This is a genomic window from Streptomyces sp. NBC_00252 (assembly GCF_036187565.1).
GTDB lineage: Bacteria > Actinomycetota > Actinomycetes > Streptomycetales > Streptomycetaceae > Streptomyces.
The window spans coordinates 5,338,183-5,356,126 of the sequence record NZ_CP108087.1; the positions used below are offsets into that span (position 1 = coordinate 5,338,183).

21 protein-coding genes are annotated in these 17,944 nt (G+C 68.7%); 8 read left to right on the forward strand and 13 right to left on the reverse strand.

Translation table 11 applies throughout. The features are described from left to right. Positions 1 to 22 precede the first annotated feature (22 nt). The 7 genes from OHT77_RS23365 to OHT77_RS23395 all read right to left on the reverse strand — a co-directional run bounded on the left by OHT77_RS23365 (position 23) and on the right by OHT77_RS23395 (position 4,892). Positions 23 to 712, reverse strand: a complete 690-nt coding sequence (locus OHT77_RS23365; protein WP_328830442.1) for a contact-dependent growth inhibition system immunity protein — start codon at positions 710 to 712, stop codon at positions 23 to 25. 131 nt (positions 713 to 843) lie between these two features. Beyond that, a complete protein-coding gene (locus tag OHT77_RS23370) occupies positions 844 to 1,143 on the reverse strand; it encodes an RNase A-like domain-containing protein (protein WP_328830443.1) in 300 nt (99 codons plus the stop codon). A gap of 14 nt (positions 1,144 to 1,157) precedes the next feature. After that, positions 1,158 to 1,715, reverse strand: a complete 558-nt coding sequence (locus tag OHT77_RS23375; protein ID WP_328830444.1) for a hypothetical protein — start codon at positions 1,713 to 1,715, stop codon at positions 1,158 to 1,160. Between the two features lie 21 nt (positions 1,716 to 1,736). Further along, complete coding sequence (locus tag OHT77_RS23380; RefSeq protein WP_328830445.1) at positions 1,737 to 3,482, reverse strand: RNase A-like domain-containing protein; 1,746 nt, start codon at positions 3,480 to 3,482, stop codon at positions 1,737 to 1,739. Next, a complete protein-coding gene (locus tag OHT77_RS23385) occupies positions 3,482 to 3,796 on the reverse strand; it encodes a WXG100 family type VII secretion target (RefSeq protein WP_328830446.1) in 315 nt (104 codons plus the stop codon). Before OHT77_RS23385 ends, OHT77_RS23380 begins: the two co-directional genes overlap by 1 nt. A 91-nt stretch (positions 3,797 to 3,887) precedes the next feature. After that, positions 3,888 to 4,319, reverse strand: a complete 432-nt coding sequence (locus OHT77_RS23390) for a WXG100 family type VII secretion target (protein WP_328830447.1) — start codon at positions 4,317 to 4,319, stop codon at positions 3,888 to 3,890. A 123-nt stretch (positions 4,320 to 4,442) separates the two neighbouring features. Continuing rightward, a complete protein-coding gene (locus OHT77_RS23395) occupies positions 4,443 to 4,892 on the reverse strand; it encodes an ATP-binding protein (RefSeq protein WP_328830448.1) in 450 nt (149 codons plus the stop codon). 232 nt (positions 4,893 to 5,124) lie between these two features. On the opposite strand from OHT77_RS23395, the gene OHT77_RS23400 reads away from it, so the two are divergent. From OHT77_RS23400 to OHT77_RS23410, 3 genes are read left to right on the forward strand one after another with little or no spacing between them, the layout of a single operon-like run. Next, positions 5,125 to 6,003, forward strand: coding sequence for a helix-turn-helix domain-containing protein (locus tag OHT77_RS23400; RefSeq protein WP_328830449.1), 879 nt, complete (start codon positions 5,125 to 5,127; stop codon positions 6,001 to 6,003). A 5-nt stretch (positions 6,004 to 6,008) separates the two neighbouring features. Further along, entirely contained in the window at positions 6,009 to 6,200 is a 192-nt protein-coding gene (locus OHT77_RS23405; RefSeq protein WP_328830450.1) for a DUF397 domain-containing protein, read from the forward strand. After that, positions 6,197 to 7,297, forward strand: coding sequence for a DUF6183 family protein (locus OHT77_RS23410; RefSeq protein ID WP_328830451.1), 1,101 nt, complete (start codon positions 6,197 to 6,199; stop codon positions 7,295 to 7,297). The genes OHT77_RS23405 and OHT77_RS23410 overlap by 4 nt, the downstream gene beginning before the upstream one ends. A 103-nt stretch (positions 7,298 to 7,400) precedes the next feature. Here OHT77_RS23410 and OHT77_RS23415 read toward each other — a convergent pair whose 3' ends face one another. Further along, the gene (locus OHT77_RS23415; protein WP_328830452.1) at positions 7,401 to 8,312 is read right to left on the reverse strand and encodes a D-alanyl-D-alanine carboxypeptidase family protein; all 912 of its coding nucleotides are present in this window, start codon (positions 8,310 to 8,312) and stop codon (positions 7,401 to 7,403) included. Between the two features lie 298 nt (positions 8,313 to 8,610). Here OHT77_RS23415 and OHT77_RS23420 point away from each other — a divergent pair, with 298 nt between their 5' ends. Both OHT77_RS23420 and OHT77_RS23425 read left to right on the forward strand, forming a co-directional pair. Continuing rightward, positions 8,611 to 9,324 (forward strand): GntR family transcriptional regulator, encoded by a 714-nt coding sequence (locus OHT77_RS23420; RefSeq protein WP_328830453.1) that lies wholly within the window; start codon positions 8,611 to 8,613, stop codon positions 9,322 to 9,324. Next, complete coding sequence (locus OHT77_RS23425) at positions 9,321 to 10,640, forward strand: MFS transporter (protein WP_328830454.1); 1,320 nt, start codon at positions 9,321 to 9,323, stop codon at positions 10,638 to 10,640. The genes OHT77_RS23420 and OHT77_RS23425 overlap by 4 nt, the downstream gene beginning before the upstream one ends. A gap of 90 nt (positions 10,641 to 10,730) precedes the next feature. Here OHT77_RS23425 and OHT77_RS23430 read toward each other — a convergent pair whose 3' ends face one another. After that, positions 10,731 to 11,558: an SAM-dependent methyltransferase gene (locus OHT77_RS23430; protein WP_328830455.1), complete on the reverse strand. Its 828-nt coding sequence runs from the start codon at positions 11,556 to 11,558 to the stop codon at positions 10,731 to 10,733. Positions 11,559 to 11,682: 124 nt separating this feature from the next. Continuing rightward, positions 11,683 to 12,507: a maleylpyruvate isomerase family mycothiol-dependent enzyme gene (locus tag OHT77_RS23435; RefSeq protein ID WP_328830456.1), complete on the reverse strand. Its 825-nt coding sequence runs from the start codon at positions 12,505 to 12,507 to the stop codon at positions 11,683 to 11,685. 179 nt (positions 12,508 to 12,686) lie between these two features. Between OHT77_RS23435 and OHT77_RS23440 the strand changes: the two genes are divergently transcribed. Further along, on the forward strand, positions 12,687 to 13,511 hold the full coding sequence (locus OHT77_RS23440) for a carbon-nitrogen family hydrolase (RefSeq protein WP_328830457.1): 825 nt from the start codon (positions 12,687 to 12,689) through the stop codon (positions 13,509 to 13,511). Between the two features lie 122 nt (positions 13,512 to 13,633). On the opposite strand, the gene OHT77_RS23445 is transcribed toward OHT77_RS23440, so the two are convergent. Together OHT77_RS23445 and OHT77_RS23450 are read right to left on the reverse strand one after the other, a co-directional pair. Next, positions 13,634 to 14,125 (reverse strand): LURP-one-related/scramblase family protein, encoded by a 492-nt coding sequence (locus OHT77_RS23445; RefSeq protein ID WP_328830458.1) that lies wholly within the window; start codon positions 14,123 to 14,125, stop codon positions 13,634 to 13,636. Then, the gene (locus tag OHT77_RS23450; RefSeq protein ID WP_328830459.1) at positions 14,122 to 15,147 is read right to left on the reverse strand and encodes a GlxA family transcriptional regulator; all 1,026 of its coding nucleotides are present in this window, start codon (positions 15,145 to 15,147) and stop codon (positions 14,122 to 14,124) included. Before OHT77_RS23450 ends, OHT77_RS23445 begins: the two co-directional genes overlap by 4 nt. 52 nt (positions 15,148 to 15,199) lie before the next feature. Here OHT77_RS23450 and OHT77_RS23455 point away from each other — a divergent pair, with 52 nt between their 5' ends. Continuing rightward, positions 15,200 to 15,616, forward strand: a complete 417-nt coding sequence (locus OHT77_RS23455) for a cupin domain-containing protein (RefSeq protein WP_328830460.1) — start codon at positions 15,200 to 15,202, stop codon at positions 15,614 to 15,616. Positions 15,617 to 15,645: 29 nt separating this feature from the next. After that, complete coding sequence (locus tag OHT77_RS23460) at positions 15,646 to 17,484, forward strand: thioredoxin-like domain-containing protein (protein ID WP_328830461.1); 1,839 nt, start codon at positions 15,646 to 15,648, stop codon at positions 17,482 to 17,484. A gap of 160 nt (positions 17,485 to 17,644) precedes the next feature. Here the strand turns inward: OHT77_RS23460 and OHT77_RS23465 are convergent, their stop codons facing one another. Beyond that, on the reverse strand, positions 17,645 to 17,884 hold the full coding sequence (locus tag OHT77_RS23465) for a DUF6458 family protein (RefSeq protein ID WP_328830462.1): 240 nt from the start codon (positions 17,882 to 17,884) through the stop codon (positions 17,645 to 17,647). Positions 17,885 to 17,944: the final 60 nt, after the last annotated feature.

Below are 17,944 nucleotides of genomic sequence, written 5' to 3' on the forward strand. Positions count from 1 at the left end.
TCTGTGAGTGGGGGCGCGCGGCTCAGCTCTGGTCCGCGGGATTCCCGTAGTCGGCGCGCGGTGCGGTCAGCCGGTCGGCGACCAGCGCGAGCCAGCCACTGGGTGAGTACGGCGTCGGCGGGTCGATCTCCATGCCCAACTCGGCGACGGCGAGGGCGTAGTCGGACTCGTCGAGGTCCAGGGCGAGGAGTTCGTGGAGTTCGCCGGTGAGGCGGGCGACGAGGTGCGGGTCGGTCGCGGTGCGGTAGTCGTCGGTCGCCGCGTCGTGGTCGTCGAACTCGTCCGGCATGTCCTGAGAGAACCAGCCGCCGAGGAACTGGCCGAGTTCCGGGAAGCGGGCGTGCCATTCCCAGTGGGTGGCGGGGGTCGCCGGGGGCGGGACCTCGCCCTCCTCGACGCTGTGCTTGAGGTGATCGGCGAGGCAGTACAGCCACTGCTGGATCTCCCCCTCGGGGAGCCCGACGTCCGGGATCGCGTAGAACTCGCCGAGCCGCAGGCGGAGTCGGCCCGGCGGACGGTCGGCGTACTCCCGCAGCTGCCGCTCCGCGACGGCGAGGGCCCACGGCCGGCTGTGCCAGGTGTGACGCAGGTAGGCGACCAGCGCGTCGCTCGGCTTCTCCGGGGTGTCGTCGGCCGACTGACCGGCGTAGGCGCGGATCACCTGGTCCAACTCGCCGTAGCGGCGGTCGTGTTCGAGGGGGCTCAGGGGCACGGGGGTCAGCCTCTACGGGTCGGGTCGGGTCGGGTCGCTTCGGATGGGGTCGCTACGGGTGGGTCGTCATGGGGTGCGGGTGCGGGGTGCGGGGTGCGGGGTGCGGCTACGGCTACGGCTACGGCTACGGGTTAGAGGTAGACGGGGAACGTGGCGTGCACGGCGAACCCGTGCGGCCGGGACGTGTCCCGCTTCAGGATCACCCGGGCCGCGCGGACGTCCACGGGGTCTCGTCCGGCCAGCATCATCGCCTGGAGCAGGACCCGTCCGACCGGTTCGGGGCGGGAGGGCCAGCTCGCCTCGATGGTCAGGCGGGGGCGGGTGGACTGGGCGAGCCAGCGATGGATGGCCTGTTCGTTGGCGGTGACGGTTTGTTGGGTGGCCCATTGGGCGGTTTCTCGGTCGGGGTAGGTGGCGGTGCGGGTAAGCATGGTGTCGGGCTCCGTCAGATGGGGTTGAACGACCAGAAGACGCCGACTTCTTCGGGTGAAACGACAACGAGTCCGAAATCACCGTCGTACCGCGTGAGAGGCGTCCAGCCATGGACACCGGTGGTGAGGTCCGGTGACGGTGAAATGCGTGCGTCGGTGATGTTGGTGTAGCAGGAGATGTTGTCGCCGTACCGATTGAGCACAGTCCGGGCATCCGCGAGGAATTCCTGTGTGTTTTTCTCGGGTTCGACCGGCCCCCATTCGAATGTCATTGTTACCAGTAGTCGAGCAGCCGTGTCTGGAGTGACAGGGAATAGCCGCGTTGCCAATGTCTCGTGGGACAGAGGGAGGAACGGGAAGGATGGGGCATTCGGTTCCCGCTCCTCCACGTTTTTTTTGTCCCAGTCCAGAATGTGCCAGCCGCGAGGGTCGTTCACTTCTCGGTTCATGACTGCCAGCATGTCGCTCTGCCAGTCTGTATCGGTTTTTGGTCCGGTTGCCGCGAACGTGTAGACGTCCTCCAGGAGGCGAAGCAAGGCTGCTTCCCAGTCGGCTTGCGCAAGGGTTTCCATTCTCGTCCTCAAAGGAATTTATCAGCGAGCCGGCATGGAGGTCATGACAACAAAAGGAGGGTCGAGATCGGAATCGTACTTTAGCCGGGTGTCGATGTTCTTCACATCGACAGGCTTGGCATCCATCCCGCCTTGCTTGAATCCAGTCATCGGATCGTTGGGGTCGTAGGGCTGCTTTGTAACGCTGATGCCGGTGACCTCCCCATTGGAGCCCGGGCCGACAAATTTCTTCACCTCTCCTTCCTCCGGTGGAGGTGGACCATCCAGCCAGGCCTTGATTTGAGTGGAATGTGCATTGACATTGTACTGAGTGAGCCGCTGTGCGCTCTCAATGTCTTTGAAGCTGGATGCTCCGGCAATCATAGGCTTATTGTTGGGCCATGCTGCTGTCGGTGGGTCTGACTGATCACGTAGACGTTGCGCAAGCTGTTCAGGCGTCTTTCCGACATGCTTGTCGATGGTATGCCCGTCGTCGAGCCATTCGCTGCTCGCCAGGTCTATCTTGTATACGCCATTCTTTGTGTCCTCTGGATTAGTCCATTTGTGATCTTTCTTGAATTCGTCGAGGGTGCGGGCACCGAAAGCCTCGGCCCGCGCCTCCTCTGCCTCATAAGTGGGAGCACTTCGCTTGGCTTCTTCCAGGTTCGGCTTGAGCGCGCGGAACTGGGGTGTCAGCCCGTTGACCCGCGTGTTGTAGTGCTCGACCACCGCATTCAATGCGGCGGTATCGAGGTTGAGCGTGATCTCCGCACCAACCTCCGCCCCTGCTGAGAAGATTCCCTTGACGACACTGCCGACCGTCTTGACTCCCTGTTTTACATCCTCCAGGTCGAAGCCGTCGCTGAGATCGATCTGGCCTACCGCCTGTTTCACGGCCTCGAAATAGATGTCCCAGACCTTGCCATTGAGTTCGACTGCGGCCTCTGCGAGTTCGTAGAGCAGGTCGCTGATCTTCTTCGCACTATCGAACAGAACCGACATGACCGGGTGTGTGGCGGTGGGACTCGATGCGCTGTCGTGCTTCCATTTGTAAGCGGCGTTCGGATCGTTTTTTGCCCACGCGGTGGTTCCCCACAGCGCACTGCAGAAATGACGCATGGCGTCGTACCACTCACTGTTGCTCTGCTGAGTGATGCCGTTCACAAAGCCGGTCAGCATGCTCTCTGTCGTGGAGAGCGTTATGGTCATGTTCCCCCACGCCTGGGAGAGGGAGTTCAGGTAATGCTGTTGTGGATAGGGATATACCTCGGCGACCTTGCCCCAGCGGAAGGCGTGGTGCAGCAGGGGGCGGATGATGTGCCAAATGAGGTCAGGTATGCACTCCAGCAGGGACCGGATGAAGTCGTCGCCGCCATCGTCGTCACCCCATTTGAGATCGGGCACCGGGCCGTGGGCCGGGGCTTTGTCGATCACCTGAGGCGGCGGCTGGATCTGCGCTTTGGTCTTGCCGGACGCATCGTTGGCTGCCTCGGCCGTGGAGTAGTTGTTTGCGGTCGTGGCGAAACCGACGGCGGCACCGCCGACGCTCTCCACAGACCTGGCCCAAACGTCGAGGAAGAGATTGGCGACCTCAACATACGACTTGGCGAAGTTCTGCGCGGCTGTCCCGTAGCCACCCGCGTCCGGGTACTTGTGCAACTCGGTCAGCAGATCCTTGGCAGCCTTGTCGAAGGGCGTCTGCTGTCCGGCGAAGCCGCCGGCGACGTAGTGGAGATGGGACGGCTTGACGTCGATGGTCCCGTTCTGTGACGGCGCAGGAGTTCCCATCAGGCGGCTCCCCAGCCGCGCAGCACCGCCCGATGGGCCGCCGCGTAGTTCGCATGACCGGTCGTCACATACGCGTGCAGCCACTTCTGCGCGGTCTGCAGGTCCTGCGCCGACCTGTCCCACTCGTCGAGCTTCTCGACGAAGACCTCGCGGGCCTCGCCCTTCCATGAGAGGACGACCGGTTCGGCGCGGTCGTAGAGGTCGTCGAGTTTGCCGTTGAGCTGCTTGAGGATGTCCTCCAGCTCGGCGGCGAGGTCGTGGAGGGTGGCGAAGGAGACGGCTATGTGGTCGTCGGCGGAAGCCCCGGTCGACATGATCCCCCTGGATATCGGTCGGTAACTATGGCTGGCTGAGCGGCAGTTGGCAGCCCGCGTCGAGAAGAGTCGGAAGGGTGGTCAGCAGATTTCAGAAGGAGTCGAGGCTGCTGCGCGGGGGCGCCGCGTCGTCTCCCGTCCCCGCCTCCGTGTTGGGCGTCGACAGCTTGTCGACCTCGCTGCCGACGTCCACCTGGATCCTCCGCATCTGCTCCAGCACCTCGATGTCGTGCGCGGAGAAACCGTCCCGGCTCATCCGCACGGCCTGCTCCAGCAGCTTCATCACTTCGCGGATGCGTACGGCGTCCTCGGTCGCCGCGCGGTGGAACTCGCGGTACGCCGTCGCCGCCGGCCCGCGCCAGCCGGCCTCGACGCGGTCGACGACCGCGTCCATCCGTCTGACCTGCTTGTCGAGGTGGTCCTGCATGTCGTCGAGGTCACCGGCGAGCTTGGTGAGGTCGGCGGAGGTGACGTGCAGGTCAGGGTTGCCGCCCTGGCCCGTTCCGGTTCCGGGCACTGCCATGCCGTATCTCCGCCCCCGTCGCGTCGACATCACACGTCACTTGCTGTTGCAATAATCCTACGGTTCGCAGTGACCTCGAAGCGAGGCGGTCAGGTCGTCGAATGGCCGTGTCGGGTCACGGAGTTACGCCTCGTGGCGCCCCGCGATGTTCAGCTCCGCCCACACGGTCTTCCCCACGGTGAGTCTCTCCACGGCCCAACGGGCTGCCAGCGTGCGGACGATGAGCAGGCCGCGGCCGAACTGGTCGTCCGGGGTGGAGGTTTGGGGGTACGGGAGTCGCTCGCCCCTCGGATCCGTGACCGCGACGCGCAGGGCGTTGCCGGTGAGGGACGTCTCCACGCGGAACAGGCGGTCCCGGAGGCACCCGTGAAGTAAGGCGTTCGTGCACAACTCGCTTGCCAGTAGCGCCGCGTCGCCGGCGGAGTGGGGGTGTCCCCAGGCTGCGGTGAGGTGGGCGACGTGTCTGCGGGCGCGGGGGATGTTGATCGGGTACGGGGTGTAGGTGACGGCGTCGTAGTGGTCGTAGCGGCGGTCGTGGGGCTTGGGGAGTCCGGGAGGACAGGAGTCGGTCACCGGGAGGCACCTCCGTGGGGGACGGGCCAGGTGGGGTGGCTCTGCCGGGCTGTGTGAGGGCAGCGCGGTGCACTTCCGCCAACTGGTTTCGCTGGGTGGCTTGTTGGCTACTGACGGTAGCGTTTCGGGATAGTTGGCAGCAACTAGTTTTCGGCAGAAAATTTCCTGCCTCGGTTGTGGGTTGCTTCGAGAGGGCTACAGACTGGGCCGACTCATGGGGAAGGAACGCTGTATGGGCAACAACCCTGACCGCGGGCGGACGGTGACCACCGTGTTGGGCCGCAGGCTTGGTGGCGAGCTGCTTCGGATGCGGGAGGCGCGTGACCTGAGGCAGGCGCATGCCGCCGAAGCGCTGACGGCGTCCGTGACCAAGGTCGCGAAGATCGAGCGCGGTCAGGTGCCGATGCGAGACCCCGATGTCAGGGCGCTGTGCCACCTGTACGGCGAGAGCGACGAGGTGGTGATCGGGAAGCTGCTGGCCCTCGCCAAGGCGGACCGTGAGCGGCGCAAAGCCCACGGCTGGTGGAACCAGTACCCCCAACTGGAGGCGATGGTCGAGTACGTGGCGCTGGAGGACATCGCCACCAACATCCGGACATGGCAACTGGCAGTCGTCCCGGGGCTCTTGCAGACGCCGGATTACGCGCGGGCACTGGCGGTCGGCAACGGCCACTGGGAGGACCCGGATGAGATCGAACCCTTTGTCGAGTCCCGAATGGCGCGGCAGGCTCGGCTGCATGGGGAGGCCCCGCTGGAACTGTGGGCGGTCGTGCACGAGGCCGCCCTGCGTCAACTCGTGGGCGGGCGTGAGGTCATGCGAGCCCAGCTGGGGCATCTGCTGGACATGACGCGCCGACCGAACGTGAAGCTCCAGGTGCTGCCTTACCTGGCTGGTGCGCATCCGGGGATGACGAGCGCTTTCACCATCGTGTCGTTCGCCGAACCCGGTGCCCTGGACGTGGTTCACGTGGACACCACCTCGTCGACCGTCTGGCTGGAGAGCGATACTGATGCCGACCACCACAACGGGCTCTTCGACCGGATCACGCGGTTGGGCCTCGCGGGGCAGAACTCGGTCAGACTGATCGACGCGATCCTGAAGGAGACGTAGCCGGCGTGCCCGCATTCGAGTTCGTCAAGTCCAGCTACAGCGGCGGAAATGCCGGTCAGGAGTGCGTCGAGGTCGCCCGCAACATCCCCGGCACGATCGCCGTCCGCGACTCGAAGGACGTGGACGGGCCGATAGTCCGGCTCACCCCCTCCGCCTGGACCGCCTTCGCCGCACACGTAGGTGACCACCAGAGGTGAGCGATCTCGTCGGTCTCTGGAGCCACGCCGAACAACGCGCCGCCCAAGGCGACTCCGCGTCCATGCGTGAACTGGGGGAGCAGCTGGCCGACCAACACGCGGAAGCCGTACGGCAGGTAAGGGAGTACGAGCGCCAACTCGCTCACGTGGTGAGGGTGCTGGCCCTGACCCCCGGCCGGGACAGTCTGGGGCACCTGCTCCAACTCCTCGACGGGAAGCGCCCGTCGACTGGGCGTCACCCCCTGCTGCCCTTCGTCGCCTCACTCCTCGCGGAGCACCACCCGGTCGCCGACCTCGCGGCCGCCATCTTCGAACGTCGCGAACAGGAGCACCTGGACGAACTGCGCGACTGCCTCTTCCACGAGTTGGTGCTCCGCGGTGTGGAGGCCGACGCGTTCCCGGCGCTGCGCACATGGACGATCGTCCGACCCGGCTGGCACGCCCTGGCCTGGCTTCCGGTGCGCCGCAGCGGTCTTGAGGCCGGCGCCGACTTCCCGCGCCGTTCGATCAACGGTTCCTCCTTCGGGGTGCCGAGTCAGCTGCCCGTCGAGGGCCGCGTGGACCCGCCGACGCCCCGTACGTCCGAGCGGTCCGCCCTGCGCGACATGGCCACCGCGGACGTACACGAGAGCATCGTCGCCGCCGTGCGGGCGGGCGAATGGGGTGACCGCGGCGCCTGGGTGTTCCTGCTGGACGAGGCCGTCGCACCCGAGCGGGTGCCTGTGCTGCTGCCGACGCTGCCCATGCCGTGTGTCGACGGGCTCGGCCCCACGGATCGTTTCGGGGTCGCCGTCCGCACGCCGGACGAGATCTGGCGGCTCCTCTTCGCCACGGCGTCGATGGGCGGCATGTTCGACTCGGGCGTGCACGGCGCCTGGGGCCGGCTGTGGGCATGGCGTTCGGTCGCCGGGCTCTGCGGTGCCCCGGCCGGCGCGAGCGCGGAGGAGGTGGAGCAGCGTGCCCTGCAGAGCACCTGGTTCCACTTCGAGGCCGACACGGACTGGTTCCACGGTGACATCGACTCCGACTACGGGATAGCCGCCCTCTCCCCCGACCGTCGCCGTATTGCCGTGCTGACGGCGACGGACACCGACTGAAGAGCCCGGCCGGAGGCAGGGGCCGTACACGACAAAGGGACCCGCCGCTGGCATGCGGCAGGTCCCTCGGTTCTGGTTGGTTGGTCAACAGGCTGAGCGAATGTCAGCCAAGTCGCGCGAAGCCATAGTTGAGCAGCTTCGTCGCGTCCGCCGAGCGCTGGTTGACCGACGTCGACGCGAGGACCGTGCCGATGACCGTCTTGCCGTGGCGGGTGGCGGCGAAGACGAGGCAGTACTTCGCCTCGGGGCCGGAGCCGGTCTTCACGCCGATCGTGCCGCTGTAGCTGTTGAGCAGGGTGTTGGTGTTGGTCCAGGCAGCCATGGTGCGGGTGCTGCCGGTCTTGGTGATCGTCTTCGCCTTGTACGACTTGGTCTTGACGACCGTCTTGAACGTGGCGTTCTTCATCACGTTGCTGGCGAGCTTCGTCAGGTCGCGCGGCGTCGAGTAGTTGTTGCCGTTGCCGATGCCGTCGAACGAGTCGAACTTGGTGTTCTTCAGGCCGAGCGTCTTCGCCGTCGAGTTCATCTTGCCGATGAACGACTTCACCCGCGCGGCCCGGGTCGAGCCGGAGCCGTACTTGTCGGCCAGGGCGTACGCCGCGTCGCAGCCGGACGGGAGCATCAGCCCGTAGAGGAGCTGGCGGACGGTGACCTTGTCGCCGACGATCAGGTGGGCCTGTGAGGCGTTCTTGGCGACGACGTAGTCGCTGTAGGCCTTCTGGATGGTGACCTTCGAGTCGAGGTTCAGGTTCGACTGGGAGAGCACGACCTTGGCGGTCATGATCTTCGTGGTCGAGCCGGTGGACAGCTTGGTGTCCATCTTCTTGTTGAACAACGTCGACCCGTTGGCGTTGTTCATCAGGTAGCCGCCCTTGGCCACGATCGTGGGCGTGGTGACGGCCTGCGCGGGTGCCGCGGTCAGGGCACCGCCCGCGAGCACGGCGCCTGCGGTCACGGTGACCGCGGCGGCTCTGCGGAAGCGGCTGCCCTTGATGCCGGTAATGGCAGTAATCAACTGAGGTACCCCGAATACGTTGAATGCCCCTGAGGAGCGGCCCAGTTGGAGGGGGATGGGAGGGCCGCACGTGTGTGACACGTAACTAGCACAGAAGGTTGTGCGGTTGCTGCGCCGGGTTCACGAAGGTGTGACGCACCCCCCCGATGCACCCCCCGATGCCCCGCCCCGGTGACACCCCCTGTGGACCCCTGTCGACCGAAGCGCACCGTCGTAGACGCCCCGCACCCCCCTCCCGGTTCCGTCCGCATCCTGGACGCCCGTCCTCATGCGTACGTGTTGTATCTATGCTGTCCTCATGCCGTCCCCGTCCCCCGCTCCGCCCCTCGCCGCCGCTGGTTCCGCCCCTTCCGGCCCCTCCACCGCGCCCGCCGTCAAGCAGCCGCCCGCCGCCGACCGCGTCTACACCCACGTCAAGCAGGGTGTCCTGGACCGGCGTTACGAAGGCGGCACCCTGCTCACCGAGGGCGAGCTGGCCGAGGCGGTGGGAGTGTCACGGACACCCGTGCGGGAGGCGCTGCTGCGACTGGAGGTCGAGGGGCTGATCCGGCTCTACCCGAAGAAGGGCGCCCTGGTCCTGCCCGTCTCCTCGCAGGAGATCGCGGACGTGGTCGAGACCCGGATGCTGGTGGAGCAGCACGCGGTCCGCAAGGTCGTACCGGCCTCCCCGACGCTCATCGCCCGCCTCGAGGAACTCCTCGACCGGCAGAGGGAACAGGCCGCCGCGGGCGACCTGGCCGGCGCCGCCGTCACCGACCGCTGCTTCCACGCCGAGATCGTCCGCAGCGGCGGCAACGAGATCCTGTCCCGGCTCTACGACCAACTCCGCGACCGCCAGCTCCGGATGGGCGTCGCCATCATGCACTCGCATCCCGACCGCATCGCCAAGACGCTCACCGAGCACGCGGCGATCCTCGACGCGCTGCGCACGGGGGACGCCGAGGCGGCGGCGGGAATCGTCCATCAGCACGTCGACTGGTTCTCCCACCTGGCTCGGGGCGAGGTCCGATGAGCAGCAGCAGTTCGAGTTCCGCCGCTTCGCTGTCCCTGCCCGGTGATCCGCCCGGCGGCCGCCGCGCCGTCGCCGTGTGGAGCATCGGCGTCTCCGTCTACTTCGTCGCCGTCATCTTCCGTACGTCCCTCGGTGTCGCCGGCCTCGACGCCGCCGAGCGGTTCCACGTCAACGCCTCGGCCCTGTCGACGTTCTCGATCCTCCAGCTGCTGGTCTACGCGGGCATGCAGATACCCGTAGGCCTTCTCGTCGACAGCCTCGGCACCAAGAAGGTCCTGACGATCGGCGTCCTGCTGTTCACAGCGGGCCAGTTGGGCTTCGCGTTCTCCCCGTCCTACGGCACCGCCCTCGCCTCCCGCGCGCTGCTCGGCTGCGGCGACGCGATGACGTTCATCAGCGTCCTGCGGCTCGGCACCCGCTGGTTCCCGGCCCGCCGCGGCCCGATGGTCGCCCAGCTCGCCGGCCTCGCGGGCATGGCCGGAAACCTCGTCTCCACCCTGGTCATCGCCCGCCTGTTGCACGGCATCGGCTGGACGGCCGCCTTCGCGGGCAGCGCGCTCGCAGGCGTCGTAGTCCTCGTCCTGCTCCTGCTGTTCCTCAAGGACCACCCGGACGGGCACGAGCCGGAGCCGTTCCCGCACCGCGGCGCGGCCTACGTCCGCCGGCAGATCGCCGCCTCCTGGCGCGAACCGGGCACCCGCCTCGGCCTCTGGGTGCACTTCACCACCCAGTTCCCCGCGATGGTGTTCCTGCTCCTGTGGGGCCTGCCCTTCCTGGTCCAGGCCCAGGGCCTGTCCCGCGCCACCGCGGGCGAACTCCTCACCCTCGTCGTCCTGTCCAACATGGTCGTCGGCCTGGTCTACGGCCAGATCGTCGCCCGGCACCACACCGCGCGGCTCCCGCTCGCGCTCGGCACGGTCGGCGCCACGGCCCTGGTGTGGGCGGTCACGCTGCTCTACCCGGGCGAGCACGCGCCGATGTGGCTGCTGATCGTGCTGTGCACGGTGCTCGGCTCCTGCGGCCCCGCCTCGATGCTCGGCTTCGACTTCGCCCGCCCGGCGAACCCCCCGGAGCGTCAGGGCACCGCCTCCGGAATCACCAACATGGGTGGTTTCGTGGCCTCGATGACGACCCTGTTCCTGGTCGGCGTGCTCCTCGACGCGACCGGCGACAACTACTCGATCGCCTTCTCGGTGATCTTCGTCCTCCAGGCGGTCGGCATCAGCCAGATCCTCCGGCTGCGCGGCCGGGCGGCCCGCCGCGAGCGCGAACGGCTGGTGGCGAGCCGCGTGGAGACGGTCCACGTGCCCGCGTGAACCTCTTTCGGGCCGCCGCGAGTATCGGGCTGCCATGAGTGCGGGTCGACATGAGTCTCAGGTCGACATGAGTGCGGGTCGCCGCGAGTCTCAGGCCGCCACGAGCGTGAGGTAGGCCATCCCCAACACGCCCCGGTAGCTCATCCATTGGGCCCGGTGCCGGTCGAGGCGTTCGCGGGTCGCGGCGGCCAGCGGATGGTCGCCGTGCCCGGCGAGCCAGACCTCGGCGTCCGCCTGGTACCCCGACTCGAACTCCTCCCACTCGTCCGCGTTCGCCGTCTCGGTCCACTCGGGCCGGAACCCGGCCGCCACGGCGAGATCGAGGAGCGTCGCCAGGTCGTGGTGCTCGTCGGCACGCGCCTCGGGCCACATGCCGGCCAACTCGGCCGTCGTGGGCGGGCGTTGCCAGAACCCCTCACCGAGCAGCACACGCCCCCCGTCGGCGACGAGCCGCCGCAGCTCCCGCAGCGCCTCGACGGTGTGCCGGGGAGGCTCCGCGTCGCTGAGAGCCTGGCTCGCGCCCAGACACAGCACGAGATCGGCGGGCCCGCGCCCCGTCCCCACGGCCGACTCCTCGACGAACTCCACCCGCTCCGCGAGCCCTTGCGCCTCGGCGTCCCGCCGCCCGCGCGCCAGGTCCCGCGCGTTCACATCGACCCCGACACCCCGCGCTTCCGGTACGACGCTCAGGACCCGGAGCAGCAACTCGCCCCAGCCGCACCCGATGTCGAGCACCGTGCGCGGCCCCGCACCGGCCAGCCGCCGCACGATCCGGTCGGCCCGCGCCTCGGAGAGGGGGTTGTGAAAGGTGAGCCGGGTGAGCCGGGGAGGCCCGTCGCCGGGCTCGGCGGCCTCGGCACGGTCGGCGGTCTCTGTACGGTCGGCGGTCTCTGTACCGGTGGACGTCACGTCAGACATGCGGCGGAGGCTAACGACAGTCGGTGGGCCGGCAACACCGAGTTTCCACCCGGCCGCTCCCCGCGCCGTTCCCTTTCCCCGCGCCGCTCCGGCTCCCCGCGCCGCTCCCGCCCGGTGACCGTTCCTACTTGGTGACCGTGAAGTTCCGCAGTATCGAGGCCGACAGCTCCGGATCGCCGTCCGCCTTGACCTTGTCCGACACCGAGTCGAGGGAGACCCGCCCGCAGGCCAGCCGCACGTACGTCTCCCAGTCGAGGATCAGCGTCGCCGCCGGGCCGAGCGCCGGGGCCGTCTCCAGGGTGCCGCGGCCCTGGATGTCGACGCGGATCGTGCGGAGGAACTCGATCGGGCCGTGCACGTCGAAGACGACCGCCGAACTGCGCGGGGCGCCCGAGTCGTCGGCGACGACCTTCGGGAGCGCGTCGAGGAGCACGTCACGGGCGATGTGCGCGCCGGGCGAGTCCAGGTTGCCGGGGCGGCCGAGGGCGGCGCGCAGGTCCTGCTCGTGCACCCACACGTTGAACGCGTGGTTCCGCATCGACTCTTCCAGCGTGACCTCGGTGCTGACATGGCCGCGCACCTTCGTGCCGGGGTCGCGCGACTCGTTCCGCAGCTGGCGGTTGCGGCGGATGATCGTGTACTCCAGCTCCGACGTCATCTCCGGCGCCGTGTGGTGCCGCCGTACGTCGACCTGCATCTCCATGTACCGCTGGTGCTCGTTGCTGACGTGGTAGAGGTCGCGCGGGAGGGTGTGGATCGGGCGGGGGTCGCCCAGCATCTCGTTGTCCAGCCCGATGATATGGGAGACCACGTCACGCACCGACCAGCCCGGGCACGGCGTTCGCCGGTTCCACTCTCCCTCCGCGAGCGGGGTCACCAGCTCGGATATCGCGTCGATGGAGTGGGTCCAAGCGTCGGCGTAGGGCTGGAGAGTGGGATGCAGACTCACGGAAACGGGACCCCTCAGCGGTCGGTACAGGTTGGTGGCGGGCGGCGTTGCCAGCGGGAGGTGGCTGTCGGCGGGTGCTTTGGAACGCTAAGTTACGCTGCTGTGAGGCACCCCGGCAGTGCTTTCGTGTGACGATCGTAGGCCCGTGTGAACGGCTCGAATGCCAGGACGGTGGTAGTGTGCGCGCCTCTCTCCTTCAAATCGCCGTAGAAGAGCGCGAATCGGTCGAATCTCGCCGGGTGCGGGTGGCGTCCCTGGTGCGTGAGCAGGCGGGTGCGGACCTCGTCGTCCTGCCGGAGCTGTGGACCACGGGTGCGTTCGCCTACGAGCGGTTCGCCGACGAGGCCGAGCCGCTGGAGGGGCCCACCTACGAGGCGATGGCCAAGGCGGCGAGCGACGCGGGCGTGTGGCTGCACGCGGGCTCGATCCCCGAGCGCACAGCATCCGACAGCGGCTCCGCCACGGACTCAGGCTCCCTCTACAACACGTCCCTCGTCTTCTCCCCCTCCGGTGAACTGGCCGCCGCCTACCGCAAGATCCACCGCTTCGGCTTCGACAAGGGCGAGGCCGTGCTGATGGACGCGGGCAGCGAGCTGGTGACGGTCCGTCTGCCCGAGACGGTCATCGGTCTCGGCACCTGCTACGACCTCCGCTTCCCCGAACTCTTCCGCGGCCTCGTCGACGCCGGCGCCGAGACCCTCGTCCTCCCCGCGGGCTGGCCCGAGCGCCGCCGCTCCCACTGGACCCTGCTGGCGCAGGCCCGCGCGGTCGAGAACCAGTCCTTCGTCCTCGCATGTGGAACGGCCGGTACCCACGCCGGAGTTCCCCAGGCCGGTCACTCGATCGTGGTCGATCCCTGGGGCGAGGTCCTCGCGGAGGCGGGCGCGGGGGAGCAGATCCTGACGGTGGACTTCGACCCGGCGAAGGTGGGCGTGACGAGGGACCAGTTCCCGGCCCTCAAGGACCGGGTGCTGGGGTTGGAGCCTCCGCGCCGAGCCGGGTGAGCGGCGGTCTCCGTCAGGGCGTCGGTCGTCCCGGACGGGCCGTCAGCCCTCCCGCTCCTTAGTCCTCCCGCTCCTTAGTCCTCCCGCTCCTTAGTCCTCCCGCTCCTTAGTCCTCCCGCTCCTTAGTCCTCCCGTTCCTTCTCCGCCAGGTGGATCACGCAGACCGCCACCGCGATGAGCAGGGGCGCGTCCGCGTCCTCCCGGACGATGTCGACGCCGTAGGTCTCCCGGAGGTGCAGCCAGCGGCGGGAGATCTGGGCGAGGAGCTCGCCGTCGTAGTCGACGCCGAACTCGCGGTCCAGGATCTTGCCGCTGACGTCGAGTTCGGTGCCGTCGACCAGGGACACCCGGTAGTGGTTGCGCAGCAGGGAGAACCGCTTGTGCTTGATGGTCGCCAGCGGCTCGCCGTCCCGTTCGATGACCATCGTGTCGCGCAGGGCGAGCATCTTCTTGTGGAACTCGATGAGCACGCGCCCGTGCGTGTCCTTCAGCTCGAAGGTGTCCCTGATGCGCATGGCCTTGCCGTCGACCAGGAACACCTTGTTGCCGTGCTGGTCCTCGATCCAGTAATCCTCACCGAAGCCGAGGATCCGATCGCGTACGAGGAATCTCATGCCCTTACGGCTTCCCCGGACGCGGGTCCGAAACGCCGCCGGTAGGCCGACGGGCTCAATCCGGTCTCTCTCCGCAACCGCATCCGGAGGTTCGCGCCGCTGCCCAGACCGCAGGTCGCCGCGACCACGTCGAGCCGTTCCTCCCCGCGCTCGATCAGCCGGCACGCCAGCGCCACCCGCTCCCCGGTCAGCCACGCCAAGGGCGTCGTCCCGAGCTGCGCCCTGAACCGCCGGTGCAGGGTCGCGGGGGAGACGGCCGCCCGGGAGGCCAGGCCGGCCACCGTCAACGGCTCGCCCAGCCGCTCCCGCGCCCACGCGAGCAGCGGCGCGAGGGACTCGTCGGGCACATCGGGCAGCGGCCGTTCCACGAACTGCCGTTGCCCGCCGTCCCGGTGGGCCGCGAAGACGAGCCTCCTGGAGACCGCGTTGGCGATCTCCGCGCCATGGTCACGCCGTATGACATGCAGCCCCAGGTCGAGCGCGGCGGCGCTCCCGGAGGCGGTGAGGACGTCGCCGTCGTCCACGAAGAGAACGTCCGGTTCGAGCCGCACGCGCGGGTGCAGGGTGCGGAAGAGCTCGGCCCACATCCAGTGGGTGGTGGCCCGGCGTCCGTCCAGCAGCCCCGCCTCGGCCAGCGCGAAGGTGCCGGTGCACAGGCTCATGACACGGGCCCCGCGCGCGTGGGTGCGCCGGATGGCGTCCAGGACCGCGGGCCCGCGCGGTACGACGTTGTCCGGCCGCCCCGGCACCACGAGGGTGTCCGCCGAGTCCACGGCGTCGAGTCCGTGCGCCTCGGAGAGGGTGAAGAACCCGTGGTTCATCCGCACCTCGGGCGTGGGCGTGCACACCAGCACCTCGTACAGCGGCCCGGGCAGCCCGAGTTCGGGCCGCGGCAGCCCGAACAGCTCGGTGGCGACGCCCACCTCGAAGGGGTTGGTGCCCTCGTCGACGATGACGGCGACCCGATGAGGTCGAGAAGACGGATCGGGGCGCTGCGGGCGCTGAGAGGATTCTTGCGGCATATGCGATTCCTAGCACTCGTGGAGCCGCCCCGACACCCCGCAGGCTGACCCCATGACAACCACGGAACCCACGCACTCCACCGAACCCGTCTCCCTCTCGGCCGCCCTCGGCTCGTTCACCGACCGCTGGAGCCCCCGCATCCTCACCACCGTCAACGACTACGACGTCCGCGTCGCCAAGGTCGAGGGCGAACACATCTGGCACACCCACGACCACACCGACGAGTTCTTCCTGGTCCTGGAGGGCGAACTGCGCATCGCCCTGCGGGAGCCGGGCTCCGGCGAACGCACGGTCGTCCTCCCCAAGGGCTCCGTCTTCACCGTCCCGAGCGGCACCGAGCACAAGCCCTACGCCCTGGTCCCCTCCGAGATCCTCCTGCTCGAACCCACCGGCACCCTCACGGTCGGCGACCACCACGAGGCCGTACCCGACCACGTGGACGCGACGACGGGGCACGCGCTGTCGTGACTGTCAGTGGCGGGTGGCACTCTTGATCCATGACCGATGCAACCCCGGCCCCGACGCCCCGCCGAGCCCGCGTCCGCGCCCCCGAGCTGACCGGCAAGGGCGGCTGGCTGAACACGGGCGAGAAGCAGTACACCCTCGCCGACCTGCGGGGACGCATCGTCATCCTGGATTTCTGGACCTTCTGCTGCATCAACTGCCTGCATGTCCTGGACGAGCTCCGCGAGCTGGAGGAGAAGCACCGGGACACGGTCGTGATCATCGGGGTCCACTCCCCGAAGTTTGTGCACGAGGCCGAGCACCGGGCGGTCGTGGACGCGGTCGAGCGCTACGGCGTCGAGCACCCGGTCCTGGACGACCCGGAGCTCGCGACCTGGAAGCAGTACGCCGTCCGCGCCTGGCCGACGCTCGTCGTCATCGACCCGGAGGGCTACGTCGTCGCACAGCACGCGGGCGAGGGCCACGCGCACGCCATCGAGCGCCTGGTGACGGAGCTGGAGACCGAGCACGCGGCGAAGGGCACCCTCCGCCGCGGCGACGGCCCGTACGTGCCGCCGGAGCCCGAGCCCACCGTGCTGCGCTTCCCCGGCAAGGCGATCGCGCTGCCCGGCGGCACCTTCCTGGTCAGCGACACCACCCGGCACCAGCTGGTCGAGCTGGCGGCGGACGGCGAGACGGTCGTCCGGCGGATCGGCTCCGGCGCCCGCGGCCTCCAGGACGGCCCGGCCGACTCGGTCACCTTCAACGAACCGCAGGGCCTCACGCTCCTGGACGACGGCTCGGTCGTCGTCGCCGACACCGTGAACCACGCCCTGCGCCGCCTCGACCTCACCACCGGCGCCGTCACGACCCTCGCCGGCACGGGCCGCCAGTGGATGCAGGGCGAGCCCACCGCGGGCCCCGCGCGCGAGATCAGCCTCTCGTCCCCCTGGGACGTCGCCTGGTGGCAGGGCAGGGTGTGGATCGCCATGGCCGGCGTCCACCAGCTCTGGGCCTACGATCCGGCCGACGACACGGTCGCCGTCACCGCGGGCACCACCAACGAGGGACTCGTCGACGGCCCCGGACCCGAGGCCTGGTTCGCACAGCCCTCCGGCCTCGCCGCGACCGCCGACCGGCTGTGGCTCGCCGACTCCGAGACCTCCGCGCTGCGCTGGGTGGACGTCGGCGGCGCCGTCCACACCGCCGTCGGCACCGGCCTCTTCGACTTCGGCCACCGCGACGGACCGGCCGAACAGGCGCTGCTCCAGCACCCGTTGGGCGTCACCGTCCTCCCGGACGGCTCGGTCGCGATCAGCGACACGTACAACCACGCACTGCGTCGCTACGACCCCGCGACCGGCGAAGTCACCACCCTGGCCACGGACTTGAGAGAGCCCAGCGACGCCGTGCTCGCCGGTGACGAGATCCTCGTCGTCGAGTCGGCCCGGCACCGGCTGACCCGGCTGCGCCTCCCGGAGGAGGCCGTGCGGGTCGAGTCCGTCGCCCACCGCACCCAGCGCGCGGCCACCGAAGTCGCCCCCGGCGAGCTGAAGTTGGACGTCATCTTCCAGGCCCCGGCAGGCCAGAAGCTCGACACGCGCTACGGCCCCTCGACCCGGCTCCTCGTCTCCGCGACCCCGCCCGAGCTGCTCCTCGCGGGCGAGGGCGCCGGCACGGACCTGAACCGCACCCTGACCCTCGACCCGGCCGTATCGGAAGGCGTGCTGCACGTCTCCGCGATGGCCGCGTCCTGCGACGACGACCCTGCCAACGAATACCCCGCGTGCCATGTCCACCAGCAGGACTGGGGCGTCCCGGTCCGCCTCGCCGAGGGCGGCGCGGACCGGCTCCCCCTGGTGCTGGCGGGGATGGACGACAAGGACGCCTGAGACAGAGGCCTGTGACAGAAGAACGTGAGAAGGGCCCGGGGCTGCCTCAGCCCCGGGCCCTCAACCGCACAAAGTCTTCACGAGGTTCACACAAGCGCCCATCGCGCACCGCGTCGCGGATTGCTCAGGTTTGCGCGTGCATGTCCTGTCCGGCGACCGCTCAGGCGCCGTAGCCACCGCGGTAGCCGCGCGACTCCTCGTCCTCGACGACCGTCGTCTGACCCGGAATCACCACGCGGCGGCGCCGGGCCATGCTGGCGAACGTCGCCACACCGATCAGCCCGACGACCATGAGAATGACGCCGACCAGATCGAGATTGACCCCCTGCATGTGCCAGTCGGTCGCGAACGTGAGGATCGCGCCGACGGCGATGAGGATGATGCATCCGCCCAGGCCCATGAGTGTCGCCTCCCTGTGTCCGGTCCGGTCGGCCCGGTCGGACACCGGGTACCCGGGGAA